13 protein-coding genes are annotated in these 14370 nt (G+C 61.6%); 5 read left to right on the top strand and 8 right to left on the bottom strand.

The window, feature by feature from the left end:
• The 6 genes from GH665_RS27670 to GH665_RS39695 form a co-directional block, all read right to left on the bottom strand.
• Window positions 1–837, bottom strand: a complete 837-nt coding sequence (locus GH665_RS27670) for a bifunctional allantoicase/(S)-ureidoglycine aminohydrolase (protein ID WP_153140423.1) — start codon at window positions 835–837, stop codon at window positions 1–3.
• An 82-nt stretch (window positions 838–919) separates the two neighbouring features.
• Complete coding sequence (locus GH665_RS27665; protein WP_153140422.1) at window positions 920–2137, bottom strand: amidohydrolase family protein; 1218 nt, start codon at window positions 2135–2137, stop codon at window positions 920–922.
• A 186-nt stretch (window positions 2138–2323) separates the two neighbouring features.
• On the bottom strand, window positions 2324–3472 hold the full coding sequence (locus tag GH665_RS27660) for a porin (protein ID WP_167531013.1): 1149 nt from the start codon (window positions 3470–3472) through the stop codon (window positions 2324–2326).
• A gap of 90 nt (window positions 3473–3562) precedes the next feature.
• Window positions 3563–4342: a transporter substrate-binding domain-containing protein gene (locus tag GH665_RS27655; protein ID WP_153140420.1), complete on the bottom strand. Its 780-nt coding sequence runs from the start codon at window positions 4340–4342 to the stop codon at window positions 3563–3565.
• Window positions 4343–4412: 70 nt separating this feature from the next.
• On the bottom strand, window positions 4413–5408 hold the full coding sequence (locus GH665_RS27650) for an amidohydrolase (protein ID WP_425496057.1): 996 nt from the start codon (window positions 5406–5408) through the stop codon (window positions 4413–4415).
• 36 nt (window positions 5409–5444) lie between these two features.
• Window positions 5445–5576, bottom strand: a complete 132-nt coding sequence (locus GH665_RS39695; RefSeq protein ID WP_425496056.1) for a hypothetical protein — start codon at window positions 5574–5576, stop codon at window positions 5445–5447.
• 135 nt (window positions 5577–5711) lie between these two features.
• Here GH665_RS39695 and GH665_RS27645 point away from each other — a divergent pair, with 135 nt between their 5' ends.
• The 4 genes from GH665_RS27645 (at window position 5712) to GH665_RS27630 (ending at window position 9646) form a co-directional block, all read left to right on the top strand.
• On the top strand, window positions 5712–6620 hold the full coding sequence (locus GH665_RS27645; protein ID WP_153140419.1) for a LysR family transcriptional regulator: 909 nt from the start codon (window positions 5712–5714) through the stop codon (window positions 6618–6620).
• A 347-nt stretch (window positions 6621–6967) separates the two neighbouring features.
• Complete coding sequence (locus GH665_RS27640; protein ID WP_153140418.1) at window positions 6968–7675, top strand: DUF969 domain-containing protein; 708 nt, start codon at window positions 6968–6970, stop codon at window positions 7673–7675.
• Window positions 7675–8625 carry a DUF979 domain-containing protein gene (locus tag GH665_RS27635; protein ID WP_153142328.1) on the top strand — a complete coding sequence of 317 codons (951 nt, stop codon included), beginning with the start codon at window positions 7675–7677 and terminating at the stop codon, window positions 8623–8625. Before GH665_RS27640 ends, GH665_RS27635 begins: the two co-directional genes overlap by 1 nt.
• 10 nt (window positions 8626–8635) lie before the next feature.
• Window positions 8636–9646, top strand: a complete 1011-nt coding sequence (locus GH665_RS27630; RefSeq protein ID WP_153140417.1) for a DUF2891 domain-containing protein — start codon at window positions 8636–8638, stop codon at window positions 9644–9646.
• Between the two features lie 218 nt (window positions 9647–9864).
• On the opposite strand, the gene GH665_RS27625 is transcribed toward GH665_RS27630, so the two are convergent.
• Window positions 9865–10290, bottom strand: a complete 426-nt coding sequence (locus GH665_RS27625) for a PRC-barrel domain-containing protein (RefSeq protein WP_153140416.1) — start codon at window positions 10288–10290, stop codon at window positions 9865–9867.
• A 218-nt stretch (window positions 10291–10508) separates the two neighbouring features.
• On the opposite strand from GH665_RS27625, the gene GH665_RS27620 reads away from it, so the two are divergent.
• Complete coding sequence (locus tag GH665_RS27620) at window positions 10509–12875, top strand: DNA polymerase II (RefSeq protein WP_153140415.1); 2367 nt, start codon at window positions 10509–10511, stop codon at window positions 12873–12875.
• 6 nt (window positions 12876–12881) lie between these two features.
• On the opposite strand, the gene GH665_RS27615 is transcribed toward GH665_RS27620, so the two are convergent.
• The gene (locus tag GH665_RS27615; protein WP_153140414.1) at window positions 12882–14363 is read right to left on the bottom strand and encodes an MFS transporter; all 1482 of its coding nucleotides are present in this window, start codon (window positions 14361–14363) and stop codon (window positions 12882–12884) included.
• Window positions 14364–14370: the final 7 nt, after the last annotated feature.

The following is a 14370-nucleotide window of genomic DNA, read 5'->3' as shown; positions in this document are numbered from 1 at the left end:
TTATCGCGGAGCGTTGAGCGTCAACTTCATATGCCGGTTGACGTCCTTGTACAGGAGGTAGCGGAAACGGTCGGGTCCGCCGGCGTAGCAGGCCTGCGGGCAAAAGGCACGCAACCACATGAAGTCACCGGCCTCGACTTCGACCCAGTCCTGGTTCAATCGATAAACCGCTTTGCCTTCCAGTACATACAGGCCGTGCTCCATCACGTGGGTCTCGGCGAACGGAATCACGCCGCCAGGCTGGAACGTGACGATGTTGACGTGCATGTCGTGGCGCATGTCGTTCATGTCGACGAAGCGCGTCGTCACCCAGCGGCCGTCGGTGCCGGGCATGGGGATCGGCTCGATGTCCTGCTCGTTCGTCACGAAGGCCTCCGGCAGCGGCAGACCCTCAACGCGCTCATAGTGCTTGCGAATCCAGTGGAAACGGGCCGTGTCGCCGCTGCGATTGCGCAACGACCAGTCCGTGCCGGGTGGAATGAACGCGTAGCCACCGGGCTTCAGAACATGCGCGGCGCCGTGCAGCGTGACTTCGATTTCACCGTCGACAACAAAGAGTACGCCTTCGGCGTTCTCGTCCTGTTCGGGATGCTCGCTGCCGCCGCCGGCGCCGACTTCCATGATGTACTGCGCAAACGTCTCGGCAAATCCGGACAGCGGGCGCGCCAGTACCCACAGGCGGGTCTTCTCCCAGAAAGGCAGATGGCTGGTGACGATATCGCGCATAACGCCTTTGGGAATGACCGCATACGCTTCGGTAAACATCGCGCGGTCTGTCAGCAGTTCGGTCTGGGCGGGATGACCGCCGTGAGGTGCATAGTAAGTGCTCCGTGACATTCGCCACTCTCCTTGATAATTCACGTTGATGTTCCGATGCCGGCGCGCACGCCATGTATCGGCTCCCTGCCGGACGGCATTTTCAGGCGACGATGCCAGATCCTGGCGTCATGACCTTGAACTGCAGACGGGACGCATCGCCCCAGAATTGCCCGCTTCGGACAATGGCCCGATCAGCCGGTACGGCAGCGACGGCAGCCGCGGCGTTCGGCGCTTTCACCACGACGAAGGTCGCCTCATGACCGACCTTCAGTCCGTAGCCACTTTTCTCCAGCACCGCAGCGCCCGCTTCCGTCGCCATGTGCAGCGCAACGCGCAGTTCTTCGTCGGTATAGAAACCGGAGCGGTAACCAACCAGCATGGCTCGTTGCAACATGTCGCCGTTGCCATACGGCCACCACGCGTCCTGAATGTTGTCGTTACCGGTGAACACGCGCACCCCTGCTGCGCGCAGTTGCAGGATCGGCGGGAACGCCCGATCGCCGGGAGCATTCGTCATAATCGATACACCGGCTTCGGCAAGCGCAGCGGCTATACGATCGGCCACTTCGGGCGCGACGTCGCCGAGCCCGTAGGCGTGGCTCACCGAGACCCGGCCGTTCAATCCCAACGCCTTGGTACGCGCGGCAATACGGTGCAGCTGATCGATACCTTGCTGCCCCGGTTCATGGAGGTGAATATCGATTTTCACGCCGCGCTTTTCAGCAATGCCGAAGACAATGTCGAGTTGACCCTCAGCGTCACCATCCAGCGTGGTCGGATCGATACCGCCCACGACCTGTGCCCCTTCGCGGGCTGCCGCATCGAGAATTTCCGCCGTGCCGGGGCACGATACGACGCCCGCCTGCGGGAACGCGACGAGTTCGATATCCACAACGCCGCGCCATTTCTCCCGCGCTTCCATCACGGCATGCAGATTGGTCAGTCCCGTCGTTGCGTCGACGTCGACATGGCTGCGCATCGCAATCGTGCCGAACGACGCGGCCTGGCGAATCAGTGCGTCGGCACGCTCGACGATAGGCGCGGCACTTGCCAGTTCCTGCTTTTCGATAGCGAGACGCTCACGCAGGCTCCCGACGTGCCGATGCGGACGCCAGCGGTCGCCCACGAAGCTTTTATCGAGGTGAATATGGCCATCGACAAATCCGGGCAACACCAGATGTCCTTCCAGATCGACGATCTCCGCACCGTCGGTCTGCGGACGCACCGGACCGATGCCGGCCAAACGGCCCTCACGCACAGCGAAGTTGAGCGGATTGCCGTCGGCGTCTACGGCATTGACGAATACGCGGTCGAACATGGTTCTGCCTCTGCAAATCAGGACTCGAGGACTCATCCGGCGCGCCCTGATCGGATAGCGTTCGTCGCGCTGCAATGGCCCTGTATGGAATAGGTCACTGCACCATATCGGACAACGGCAGTATCTACAAATTAAATGTTGCGATGGACTATATTCATTTTCCAAATAGATATGAATTCGCGCACGTTAGAAGAAGTGCCGCAATCCGATTCCGACTACCGACTGAACGTCGCCTGAGGCAGGCGAAAGCGTATTGATCTGCGCGTGCGCGAACGGCGACCCATCCCCGGTGACGCGTTGATAAACGCCTTGCGCATAGACACTGGTGCGATGCGACAGCGCATACTCGGCCACTAGCCCGAGCTGGTTCCAGTGTGGCGCGCTGCCGTTCACTTTGGCCGCCGTGTAGGTGTACGCACCTTCAACGCTGAAGGTGGGCGTCAGATGATAGACCGCATTGATTTCGACATTGTCGAAGCTCATCGAACTCGCGCCGTCAAAGCCCGGGCTCTGGTACTCGCTGGTGGGCTCCGACAATGTCGTGCGCGTGATGTTGGCATGCAGTTCCGCACGCTGGAACGCATAGCCAATACCGATGCCATAAATGCGCTGCCCGTTCGATGTGAAATTCGCGTCCGCCGCATCTACCGCACCCAGGGTGCCAGCGCCGTCGTCGCCTGGATGGTCGAGCTGTTCGTAGACAAGCGCGGCACTGAACGGACCGGCCCGATAGCGTGCGGCGGCTTCCCAGACGCGGTTGTCGGCGAAACCCGAGCCAGTTCCCGAGCTCGACCCGGCCTTGTTGCTGAATGCATAGGTGGCGCCGACGTCAAATCCGGCAACGCTGATGCTCTCGTATCGCACCGCATTGTTCAGCAGGAAAGAGTCCCACAGATTGTCGTTGTCGAACGGGTGCGCAAAGAACGTTCCGCCCCAACTGCCGACCGCGGAGAAGTCGCCGAGATAAGCGATCATCGAATCCGACTGACGGCCGAGTTTGAGTGTACCGAGACGGTCATTCGCGAGACCGAGCCATGCGTAGTCGCCAAACATCCGGCCGCTCGGCCACGAAGTGCCGTTATTAGCGGAGAAAGTGGTGGACAGCATGAACAGCGCCTTGTTGCTGCCGCCGAGATCTTCGGTGCCGCGCAGGCCCCATTTGGTTGGCGCCGTGGTACCGCTAACCATCTGGACCGCGCGTGAGCCGCCCTGGTTCGGGGTATAGACAATGCCCTGGTCGATGATGCCGAATAGCGTAATGCTGGTGTCGTCGCTTGCGTGTGCGCCGAGCGCGACCGCGCTCAGCACGCAGCCCAATAGTGCGTGTCGTTTCATGGTGTGGTTCAGCAGGTAGAGGTCGAACGCCATGCCGCGCGCGAGGCGGGTCTCGCGCGCCGGCAACAGCGCAACTGGTGGATGCGACGTTTACTTCGTACTGGCCCCTGCGTCCAGGTATTTGTGCGTGAGCCGCTCTATCGTGCCGTTCTGCTTGAGTTGAGCGATCGCTGCGTCGAGCATCTGCAGCGTGTGCGCGTCGGTCTTGCGCACGCCGATCACGCTGCTTGCGGAGAGCATCGCGGGATCGACGATCTGCGGCCCGGCCAGTTCGAAATTCCTGCCCTCCGGCTTTGCAAGGAAACCCAGTTGAGCGGCGGCGCCGACGACCAGTGTACCGTCGAGCCGTCCGTTCAGCAGGTCGGCATACACGCTGTTCTGATCCTGATACTCGACGATCGACACACCGTGCGTAGCCCAGTTCTGCTTCGCGAACACCGCCTGCGTCGAACCTTGCAGCACGCCGATACGCTTGCCGGCCAGCGACGTCCCATTGGGCTGCAAGTGAGCGGTCTTCGCGGCAACGAGGCGAATATCCGCGGGATACAGCGGCGTCGTGAAATCCATCACCGCGCGTCGTGAAGCCGTGGCCGCAAGCGACGCATTGATCGCATCGAATTTGCGCGATTGCAACCCGGCGATCAGTCCGTCGAAACTGCCCTCCACCCATTCGCATTTCACATGCGCGGCAGCGCACAGGCTATTGCCGATCTCGATGTCGAGCCCCACGAGCTGGCCGCTCGGCAATTTGTATTCGTACGGCGGATAGGTCGGATCGGTGCCGAAGCGCAAGGTTTCGGCCTGCGCCGGCTGGGCGGCAACAAGGGCAAGGGCGGCGGCAGCGAGTGCCGGCAGCAAGCGCTGCTTCATAGGTGTCTCCTGACTGGAACAAGTGGCTGTATTTGTGATGCGGCCGATGCGGCTGATGCGAAAGGACGGGCTAGGCGTCGAGACGCGCGAGGGCCAACGTCACGAAGAAGCGCACGCCGAGCGGCAGCACTTCGTCGTTGAAATCGAACTCGGGGTGATGGCAATAGACCCCGCCCTGGCCAAGCAGCACATAGGCGCCGGGGCGACGCAATAGAAACTCAGAGAAGTCCTCGGAGCCGTTGAGCGGCGGAAAATCGCGCAGCACGTTCTCCGCGCCGAACACTTCCTCCGCCGCTGCTGCCGCAGCTTCGGCCTGCACACGATGATTGATCGTCGCGGGCGAGCTGCCATAGAACGTCACCGCGATCTCGCATTCGGTCGCGAGCGCGACGCCCGCGCAGATCGACTCGATGCGCGCCTTCATCCGTTCGCGCACGCTTTCGTCGAACGTGCGCATGGTGCCCGTCATCTGCGCATGCGAAGGAATCACGTTCGACGTGGTGCCCGCATGAATGCTGCCGATGCTGAGTACGACAGCCGAAGCAGGATCGATCGCGCGGCTCACCACAGTCTGCAGCGCGCAAATGAGTTGTGCGGCAGCCGCGATCGGGTCCCGGGTCTTTTCAGGCGACGAGCCATGACCGCCAACGCCGGTCACGTCGATCCGCATCTCGTCGCACGACGCCAGCATGGCGCCGTCGCGTACGCCGAACGTACCCGGTGCGAAATGCGGCGCATTGTGCATGCCGTAGATCTCGTCGTACGGAAAACGGCTTTCGAGCCCGTCGGCCAGCATGGCCAGCGCACCACCGCCGGTTTCCTCGGCGGGTTGGAAAATCAGCACGAGCGTCCCGGCGAAATCTCGATGACGACTGAAATGGCGTGCCGTGCCGAGCAGCATCGCGGTGTGGCCGTCATGGCCGCAACCGTGAAATACCCCTTGCCGCAACGAGCGGTGCAACGGACGGCCCTCTTCTTCCATCGGCAGCGCATCCATGTCGGCGCGCAATGCGATGGTGCGCCCCATGCCGGGCGTCGTACGCGTGCCACGAATGACGCCGACCACGCCCGTTTTGCCGATACTTGTGTATGTTTCGATATCCTAGGCGCGCAGTTTCGCGGCGACGAGTTCGCTTGTGCGTGTCTCGTCGAAGGCCGTCTCCGGATTGGCGTGAATGTCTCGCCGCAATGCCACCAGTTCGTCGATGTCCGCATCGATAACGTTCAGTCCCACTTTCGCTCCTTGTCTTGAGTGCTGCCGGCCGCGCGCCTCGTGAACAGCGGCGGAGTGGCTATACTAGCCAGCCCCGCGACTGGTCAATTTCCAGTTTTTTATGTACATAGCCAACGCTTATGGGCCGCGGACACCATGAAAACCACTCAATTACGCACCCTCGTGGCGATTGCCGAGCACGGCACGCTGATGGCCGCCGCCGACGCGCTGTGCCTGTCGCAGCCGGCCGTCACCAAGAGCATCAAGGAACTGGAGGCGCGCCTCGGCGTGCAACTGCTGTTGCGCAGTGGCTCGGGGATTCGTTTGACACCGTATGGCGAAGCACTGCTCCGGCGTGCGCGGACTATCGTGACCGAGATCGCGCGGGCCGAGCAGGAGTTGGAGGAGATGAAGTCGTCGGCCGGGCGAACACTCGAGATCGGCGTGTCGCTGCTCGCGGCGTCGATCGTCGTGCCTGAAGCAATTCACGCTTTCCGCAAGCGATTTCCCGATGTGCAGCTCGACGTGCACGAGTACCAGACCACGCGTCTCATCGACGGCCTGCGCGACGGCTCATTCGACATGTGCATCGGTTTTACCGGCGAAGGGGACCCCAGCAACGAGTTCCGCGTAACACCGCTCGGCAAGGTGTCGCAATCGCTGGCGGTCAGGTCGGGCGATCCGCTGGCCGGCGCAACACAGCTTGCTGGTTTGCGGGAAGCGCACTGGCTCTACAACTACACGCGCAAGAGCGTGCCCGCATTCTGGGCCGCGTTAACCGCGCGCGCGGGTGATACAGGCGGGACGCTGGCCCCGCCTTCGAAGATCACGGTCTGCACCGCGCGGCGGCTCTATGCCGAGCTCGCCAGCGAAGCTGGCGTGGTGAGTGTCTGGCCGGATTTCCAGTTGAACGAGGAAATCGAGTGCGGGACGCTGGAACGCGTCGCGCTCGATTTCGCACTGCCGCCCCTCGCGCTCAGCCTGATTCATCGCAAGGATGGCGTGCTGGGCGATGCGGCGGAATATTTCATCGACTGTCTGAAGAACAACGCGCTGCCAGCCTGAACGCGCGACGCGGCGCGAAACCGAACTCCGCCGTGCCGCGCTGTGTCGTGCCGCGCCGTGCCCTGCCGACGCGAGACACGCTACCGGCTTGAGCCACGCCTCCCGAACAGCGAATCCCGTTCCCCCTGCAAACTCACCGGCCCATCAGCCTGCCACCTGGCGTTTACCCGAAAAACGCATTTTGTCGACTATTTATCGATAAATTATCGTGTTAGATTTCGTCGCCCGCGCATCATTGCAACCTGGCGCAACCCGTCGCATCACGGGTGCAACCAGTCTGCGCGAGGCATCTGAAACAACACGCACAGCGGCAAAACAACGACATAGCAGCGACACAGGAGAACAGCATGTGGGTCTTAATTGGCGTGCCGATCGTCGTACTCGGCTTCGCATTGCGCTTCAATGCGCTACTGGTGGTGACGATCGCGGGAATCGCCACCGGCATCGCCGGGGGCTTGCAACCGGTGGAGATCGTCAGCGCGTTCGGCAAGGCATTCGCCGATAACCGCTACATGGGCCTGATCTGGCTCACGCTGCCCGTGATCGCGCTGCTCGAACGCAACGGCCTGAAAGAACAGGCCAAACACCTGATTTCGCGCCTGCACGCCGCCACCACGGGCCGCGTGCTGATGCTCTATTTCGTGATTCGCCAGATCACCGCCGCGCTTGGGCTCACTTCGCTCGGCGGCCATGCGCAGATGGTGCGTCCGCTGATCGCGCCGATGGCCGAGGCGGCCGCCGCGAACCGCTATGGCGAACTGCCCGACGCGGTGCGTCAGCAGATCCGCGCGAATGCGTCGGCGGTCGACAATATTGCCGTGTTCTTCGGCGAAGATATTTTCATTGCGATCCAGTCGATCCTGCTGATCAAAGGTTTTCTCGAACAGAACGGCATCGTCGTCGAGCCCTTGCACGTGTCCGTATGGGCGATTCCCACGGCGGTGGCGGCACTCATAATTCACGTCGTGCGCCTGATGCTGCTCGATCGCAATCTCTCGCACAAGATGAATGCGCTGGGCGCGGCGTCGGGACAGCAACGAGGTATTGCACGATGATGATCAAGCTCGAATCCCTCTACGTGCTGGCCGGTTTGATGTTTGCCGCGTTCGCGCTCTTCAATCTGCAAGACCGCTCGAACCCACGCCGTATCGTCAACTTTCTGTTCTGGGGTATCTACGCAATCACCTTTATGTTCGGCGGAGAACTGCCGCATTTCGTGACCGGCTGTCTCGCGATTGCACTCGCCCTGATCGCCGGGTCCGGCAAGCTCGGCAAAGGCAAAACCAACGGCAATAGCGAAGCGGCCGCCACGCGCCGCGAAGCCAACGCACGGCGCTTCGGCAATAAGCTTTTCATCCCGGCGCTGCTGATTCCGGTCATTACCCTGCTCGGCACCTTGACGCTGAAATATGTACCGTTCGTCGAGCCGAAGAACGTCACGCTGATTTCACTGGTGCTGGGCACGCTGGTCGCCTTCGGCGCCGCGCTGTTTATGTTGCGCGACTCGCCGGTGCATGCGCTGAAAGACGCGCGGCACACCATGGATACCGTGGGTTGGGCCGCGATTCTGCCGCAGATGCTGGCCGCCCTCGGCGCGCTGTTTGCGATTGCCGGTGTGGGCCACGTCGTGTCGGATCTCGTGAAAACGTGGATTCCGGTCGACTCCGCTTTCGCAGTGGTCGCAGCTTATACATTCGGCATGGCGATCTTCACGATGATCATGGGTAACGCGTTTGCCGCGTTTCCGGTGATGACAGCCGGCATCGGCCTGCCATTGATCGTGCATCAGTTCCATGGCAACCCGGCCATTCTCGGTGCGATCGGCATGTTGTGCGGCTTCTGCGGCACTTTAATGACCCCAATGGCCGCCAACTTCAATATCGTGCCGGCCGCGCTGCTTGAACTGAAAGACCAGAATGGCGTGATCAAGGCTCAGTGGCCAACTGCTTTACTATTGCTGATCGTCAATACCATACTGTTGTACCTGTTTGTATTCCGCTTTTGAGGAGGCGCCGATGACTGTTCAACTCACGCCCGAATTCGCGTCTAAATTCGCCAATCTCGCACTCGCCCATCTCACGCGCGAGTATCCGAACAAGCTGACCCATTCGCTTGCCGGTCCGCAAGACGTGCAGGGCCCGCGCGCGCTGCATCCGATTTTTTACGGCAGCTACGATTGGCATTCGTGCGTGCATGGTTACTGGCTCATCCTGCATCTGCTCGACCGCTTCCCCGATCTGCCTGAAGCAGCGCGCATTGTCGCGGTGGTCGACGAGCATTTCACCCCGGCAAATGTGGCCGGCGAGCTGGCGTATCTCGATCTGGCGCATAACCGCGGTTTCGAGCGCCCGTATGGATGGGCCTGGCTGCTTGCACTAAGCGCGCAACTGCACACGCTGAAGCTATCGGAAGCGGCGCGCTGGTCCAAGGTTTTTGCGCCCTTGACCGAGGCCTTTGTCGAGCGCTTCGAGGAATTTCTGCCGAAAGCGACCTACCCGTTGCGCGTCGGCACGCACTTCAACATGGCATTCGCGCTTGCGCTCACGCTCGATTTCGCGCGGCAAACCTCGCGTGAATCGCTCGAAGCGCTGCTGGTCAACACGGCGGAGCGCTGGTTCCTGAACGATGTCGCGTGTCAGGCCTGGGAGCCGGCCGGCGACGAGTTCCTGTCGCCTTCGCTGATGGAAGCGGAATTGATGCGGCGGGTGTTGCCGCCCGCGCAATTCAGCGAATGGTTCAGGCGCTTTCTGCCGGATCTCGGCGCGAAGAACCCGGCCACGCTGTTCGAACCTGTCACCGTGACCGATCGCACCGACGGCAAGATTGCCCACCTGGATGGCCTGAACCTGAGCCGCGCGTGGTGCCAGCGTTCGCTGGCGCGCGCATTGCCGGCCGGCGACGTGCGCCGCACCGTATTGTTCGATTCGGCCGAACGTCATCTTCAGAGCGCCCTGCCGCACGTGGCCGGCGACTACATGGGCGAACATTGGCTGGGCACGTTCGCCACGCTCGCGCTGGAAGCATAAGCGTGTGGCAATAGAACCGTCGTTAAGCGGGCCGGATTTGAAGCGCGCTTAATGCCCCCGGTCGCCAACCCTATAAAAAACGGCGCCGCGTACGTGAATCGGTTTTGGCAAGCTACCGATTCGCGCCGCGAGCGCCGTTTTCGTTTGCTGTTTCTTTTGCTACGTGATTCAGGAGCCGTCTGTTGCGAGCCGGCCGGCGAACTCGCCGGCTCGACACATTACTGGCCAGTCAGCTTTTTAGGCTTCGGCGGCGCCTGAACCTTGTTGTACTGAAACGCGGGCGTCGCCTTCAATGCATCTTTCGTCGCGCCTGCCAGATAGAAATTCCCCGAACGAATATCCAGTGCGGCGATAGGCACGGCTACGTCATGCGACGCCACGCCGAGGAATCCGCCGGCGGAGACAATGGCGGCGGACAGCGAACCATCGGGAGCGACCACCAGATCGCGGATCGTACCGATCTTTTCGTTCTGGTCGTTATACACGCCCTTGCCGAGAATGCTCTTCTTCACACTCCAGCCGCTCAGCAGCGCATTCGATTGCTCGACCGTGACGCTCAAGGGCTGCGTGCCGGCCACTTGTGCCTGCGCGCCAAAACTGGTTGCAGCTACCGCGACCACAATAACAAGCTTGCTCAACTTCATATCGTTCACTCCGTTTCTGATGGGCTTGACCGGCGCATGATCCGCGCCGAAGGAATCGCTGCAAAACGATCATACAGACTACGCGGCGCGTCTGCATCCAGTGCGGCCATCCGAACGAACCCGCCACTCATTGCTGCCACGGAAAAAGTGGCGGCACGGCCCAAAGCGCATAACGGTAAAATCGAACCAGGCGATGACGCCCGTTTAGAGGTGGCAGTTTGACTGAGCTTGAACAGGGTTTCATTCTGACCCGACATTGGCGGGATACCCCCGCCGGCACGGAGGTGGATTTCTGGCTGGCAACAGACGGCGGGCCTCGTCACATCCGCTTGCGCCCTCAGCCTTCAGTGGCTTTCATTCCGGCCGCGCACCGGGAACGCGTGGAAACGATCCTGCGCCGTGAGGCGCCGCTCGATCTGCGTCCGCTCGATCTATGCGATTTCCAGCATCGGCCGGTCATGGGGCTCTACTGTCCGCAATACCGGCAATTGACCGGTCTCGAGAAGCGCCTGCAGCAAGGCGGCGTCGACGTCTACGAGGCTGATATCTTCCCGCCCGAGCGCTACATGATGGAGCGCTTCATCACCGCGCCGGTATGGTTCGGCGGCGATGCGCAGCAAGGCGGCCCGCTGCTGAACGGCGAATTGAAACCGGCTACGGACTACCGTCCGTCATTGAAGCTGGTGTCGCTCGATATCGAAACCAGCGCGCACGCCGAACTCTATTCCATCGCGCTCGAAGGATGCGGACAGCGTCAGGTCTATATGCTCGGGCCGCCGAACGGCGACGCCGGCGGTGTCGACTTCGACCTCGAATACTGCGAAACCCGCGCACAGTTGCTCGAAAAACTGAACACGTGGCTGGAACGGCACGACCCCGATGCGATCATCGGCTGGAACCTTGTGCAGTTCGATTTGCGTGTGCTGCAGCAGCACGCCGAACAGTATCGCGTGCCGCTGCGACTTGGCCGCAGCGGCGCCGTGATGGAATGGCGCGAGCACGGCCATAAACAGAATCATTTCTTCGCGGGCGCTGCGGGACGATTGATCATCGACGGTATCGAAGCGTTGCGCTCCGCAACGTGGAGTTTCCCTTCGTTCAGCCTCGAATATGTGGCGCGTTCCGTGTTGGGCGAAGGCAAGGCGATCGACAATCCTTATCAACGCATGGACGAAATCCAGCGCCGTTTCGACGAGGACAAGCCGGCCCTGGCGCGCTACAACCTGAAAGATTGCGAGCTGGTCACGCGCATCTTTGCGAAAACCGAACTGCTGTCGTTCCTGCTGGAGCGCGCCACCGTGACCGGCCTGCCCGCGGACCGCAGCGGCGGATCGGTCGCGGCGTTCACGCATCTATATATGCCGCGCATGCATCGGCAGGGTTACGTCGCACCGAACCTCGGCGACGTAGCCGGCGCCGCGAGCCCCGGTGGCTTCGTGATGGATTCGCGGCCCGGCCTCTACGATTCCGTGCTGGTGCTCGACTACAAGAGCCTGTACCCGTCGATCATCCGGACGTTTCTGATCGACCCGCTAGGACTCGTGGAAGGCATGCTGAATCCCGCCGACGATCAATCGGTACCGGGTTTTCTCGGCGCACGCTTCTCACGCACACGCCATTGCTTGCCTTCAATCGTCGGCCAGGTGTGGCAGGCACGCGAAGCCGCCAAACGCGGGCACAACGGGCCACTTTCGCAGGCCTTGAAGATCATCATGAACGCCTTCTACGGCGTGCTCGGTTCCACCGGCTGCCGGTTCTTCGACCCGCGCCTCGCGTCGTCGATCACAATGCGCGGCCATGAAATCATGCACGCCACGCGCGAGCTGATCGAGGCGCAAGGCTATGAGGTCATTTACGGCGACACCGATTCGACGTTCGTGTGGCTGAAGCACGCGCATAGCGAAGAAGACGCGAGCCGGATCGGCCGCACGCTGGTCGAGCATATCAATGCGCAATGGCGGCAGAATCTGCAGGCGCGCTTCGGCCTCGAGAGCGCGCTGGAGTTGCAATTCGAGCGGCACTACAAGCGCTTTTTCATGCCGACGATTCGCGGTGCCGAGGAAGGCAGCAAGAAACGTTATGCCGGGCTGACTGTTTTGCCGGATGGCAGCGAAGACATTGTCTACAAAGGGCTCGAAACGGTGCGCACCGATTGGACGCCGCTTGCCCAGCAGTTCCAGCAGGAACTCTACGGGCGAATCTTCAGGCAACAGCCGTATCAGGACTATGTGCGCGACTATGTGCGCGATACGCTGGCGGGAAAACTGGACGATCAGCTCGTGTACCGCAAGCGCTTGCGCCGTTCGCTCGGCGAGTACGAACGCAACGTGCCGCCGCATGTACGCGCTGCACGCGTGGCCGACGAGTTCAACCGGCAACAGGGACGTCCGTTGCAATACCAGAACGGCGGCTGGATCAGCTATGTGATGACAACCGCCGGACCGGAACCGCTCGAAACCTTGCGCTCGGCGATCGACTACGAACACTATCTGACACGGCAGTTGCAACCGGTTGCGGATGCGATCCTGCCGCTCTTGCGCGACGATTTTACGACGTTGATGTCGGGGCAGAAACAGTTGTTCTGACTCGTTCTACTTCGAAATCTTCTCCAGCTCCAGACCCTTCGTACGCGGCCCCATCAGACCGATCGCCAGCATCACGATCAGCATCGCACCGGCGATGAACACGAACACGCCTGTGGTACCGAAGTGCTTCAACACTGCCGCGATCAGAAAGGCTGTGAAAATCGCCGAGAAACGGCTCCACGAATAAACAAAGCCCACTGCCCGCGCGCGGATGCTGGTCGGAAAGAGCTCGGTCTGGTACGCATGGAAGCTGTACGAAATGATGTTGCCCGCGAGCGTCAGACACACCCCGAGGCTCACCAGCAACACCGCGCCGGATGCCTGGCTGAACCAGAGGCCGCACACGATATTCACGGCCGCCATCACCACGATTACCGTCTTGCGCTCGAAGCGGTCGCCGATAAAGAGGCCGATTATCGGACCGATCGGCGCGGCCAGCGCAATCACGCTCGAGTACATCAGGCTTGTGGTGATCGTAATGCCCTGCTTGATCAGCAGCGTCGGCACCCAGTTCGCGAAACCATAGAAGCCGACCGTCTGGAAAATATTGAAGAGCGTCATCATCACGGTACGGCTGCGGTACGGCGGCACCCACATATCGCGGAAGCTGCCGCGCGGCGCAACTGGCACCGGCGCTGCGGGCGGCGGCAGTTCACGGCCGTATTCGCTGCGCACCTTCGCTTCAAGTTCGCACATCACGCGATCGGCTTCGGCAAGACGCCCTTGTTGCGCGAGCCAGCGCGGGCTTTCCGGCAACGCTCGCCGGATCCACCACACGAACAGCGCACCGTGCGCGCCGATCAGCACCACCCAGCGCCAGCCGTCGAGGCCAAGCAGCGTGCGCGGCACCAGCACGTAAGAGAGAAACGCGACCACCGGCACCGCCGTGAAACCGACAGCCTGTTCGCATGCGAAAGCCCGGCCGCGGATCTGCTTGGGTACCAGCTCCGAGATATACGTGCCGATCGTCACCAGTTCGACGCCGATGCCGATCCCCGCCACGAAGCGCCAGAAGTTCAAACCCGTGGCCGTTTCCTGAAACGCCATCACGACGTTGGCTGCCGTGTACCACAGCAGCGAGTACGTGAACACGGCGCGGCGCCCGAAGCGATCCGCCAGAAAACCGCACGCGATCGTACCGATGAACAACCCGCTGAACAGCGCGGCGATGAAACTCGCGACACCGGTCGAGCCGAACAGACCGTGCGTGGTTGCCGTCAACAGGCCGCTTTTGACGAGGCCGGGCGCGACATAGCCGGAGTACAGCAGGTCGTACAGTTCGAAGAAGAAGCCGAGGCTTAGCAACACCACCAGCTTCCAGATGGAGCGCGTAGCGGGCAGCCGGTCGAGACGCGCGGAGATGCTGCCGGCGTCTAGCGTGATAGACGCAGCCGACGCCACGGATGCAGCGGACGCCGTAGCCGTTGCGGAAGACGCCGCACCGCCGGCGCTGCGCGCGGCCGACCCGGCGTGATCGGGGGATGCCATATTGTTT

The organism is Paraburkholderia agricolaris, assembly GCF_009455635.1.
In the GTDB taxonomy this organism is placed as follows: Bacteria; Pseudomonadota; Gammaproteobacteria; order Burkholderiales; family Burkholderiaceae; genus Paraburkholderia; species Paraburkholderia agricolaris.
This window is presented reverse-complemented; position numbering and strand designations above follow the sequence as displayed.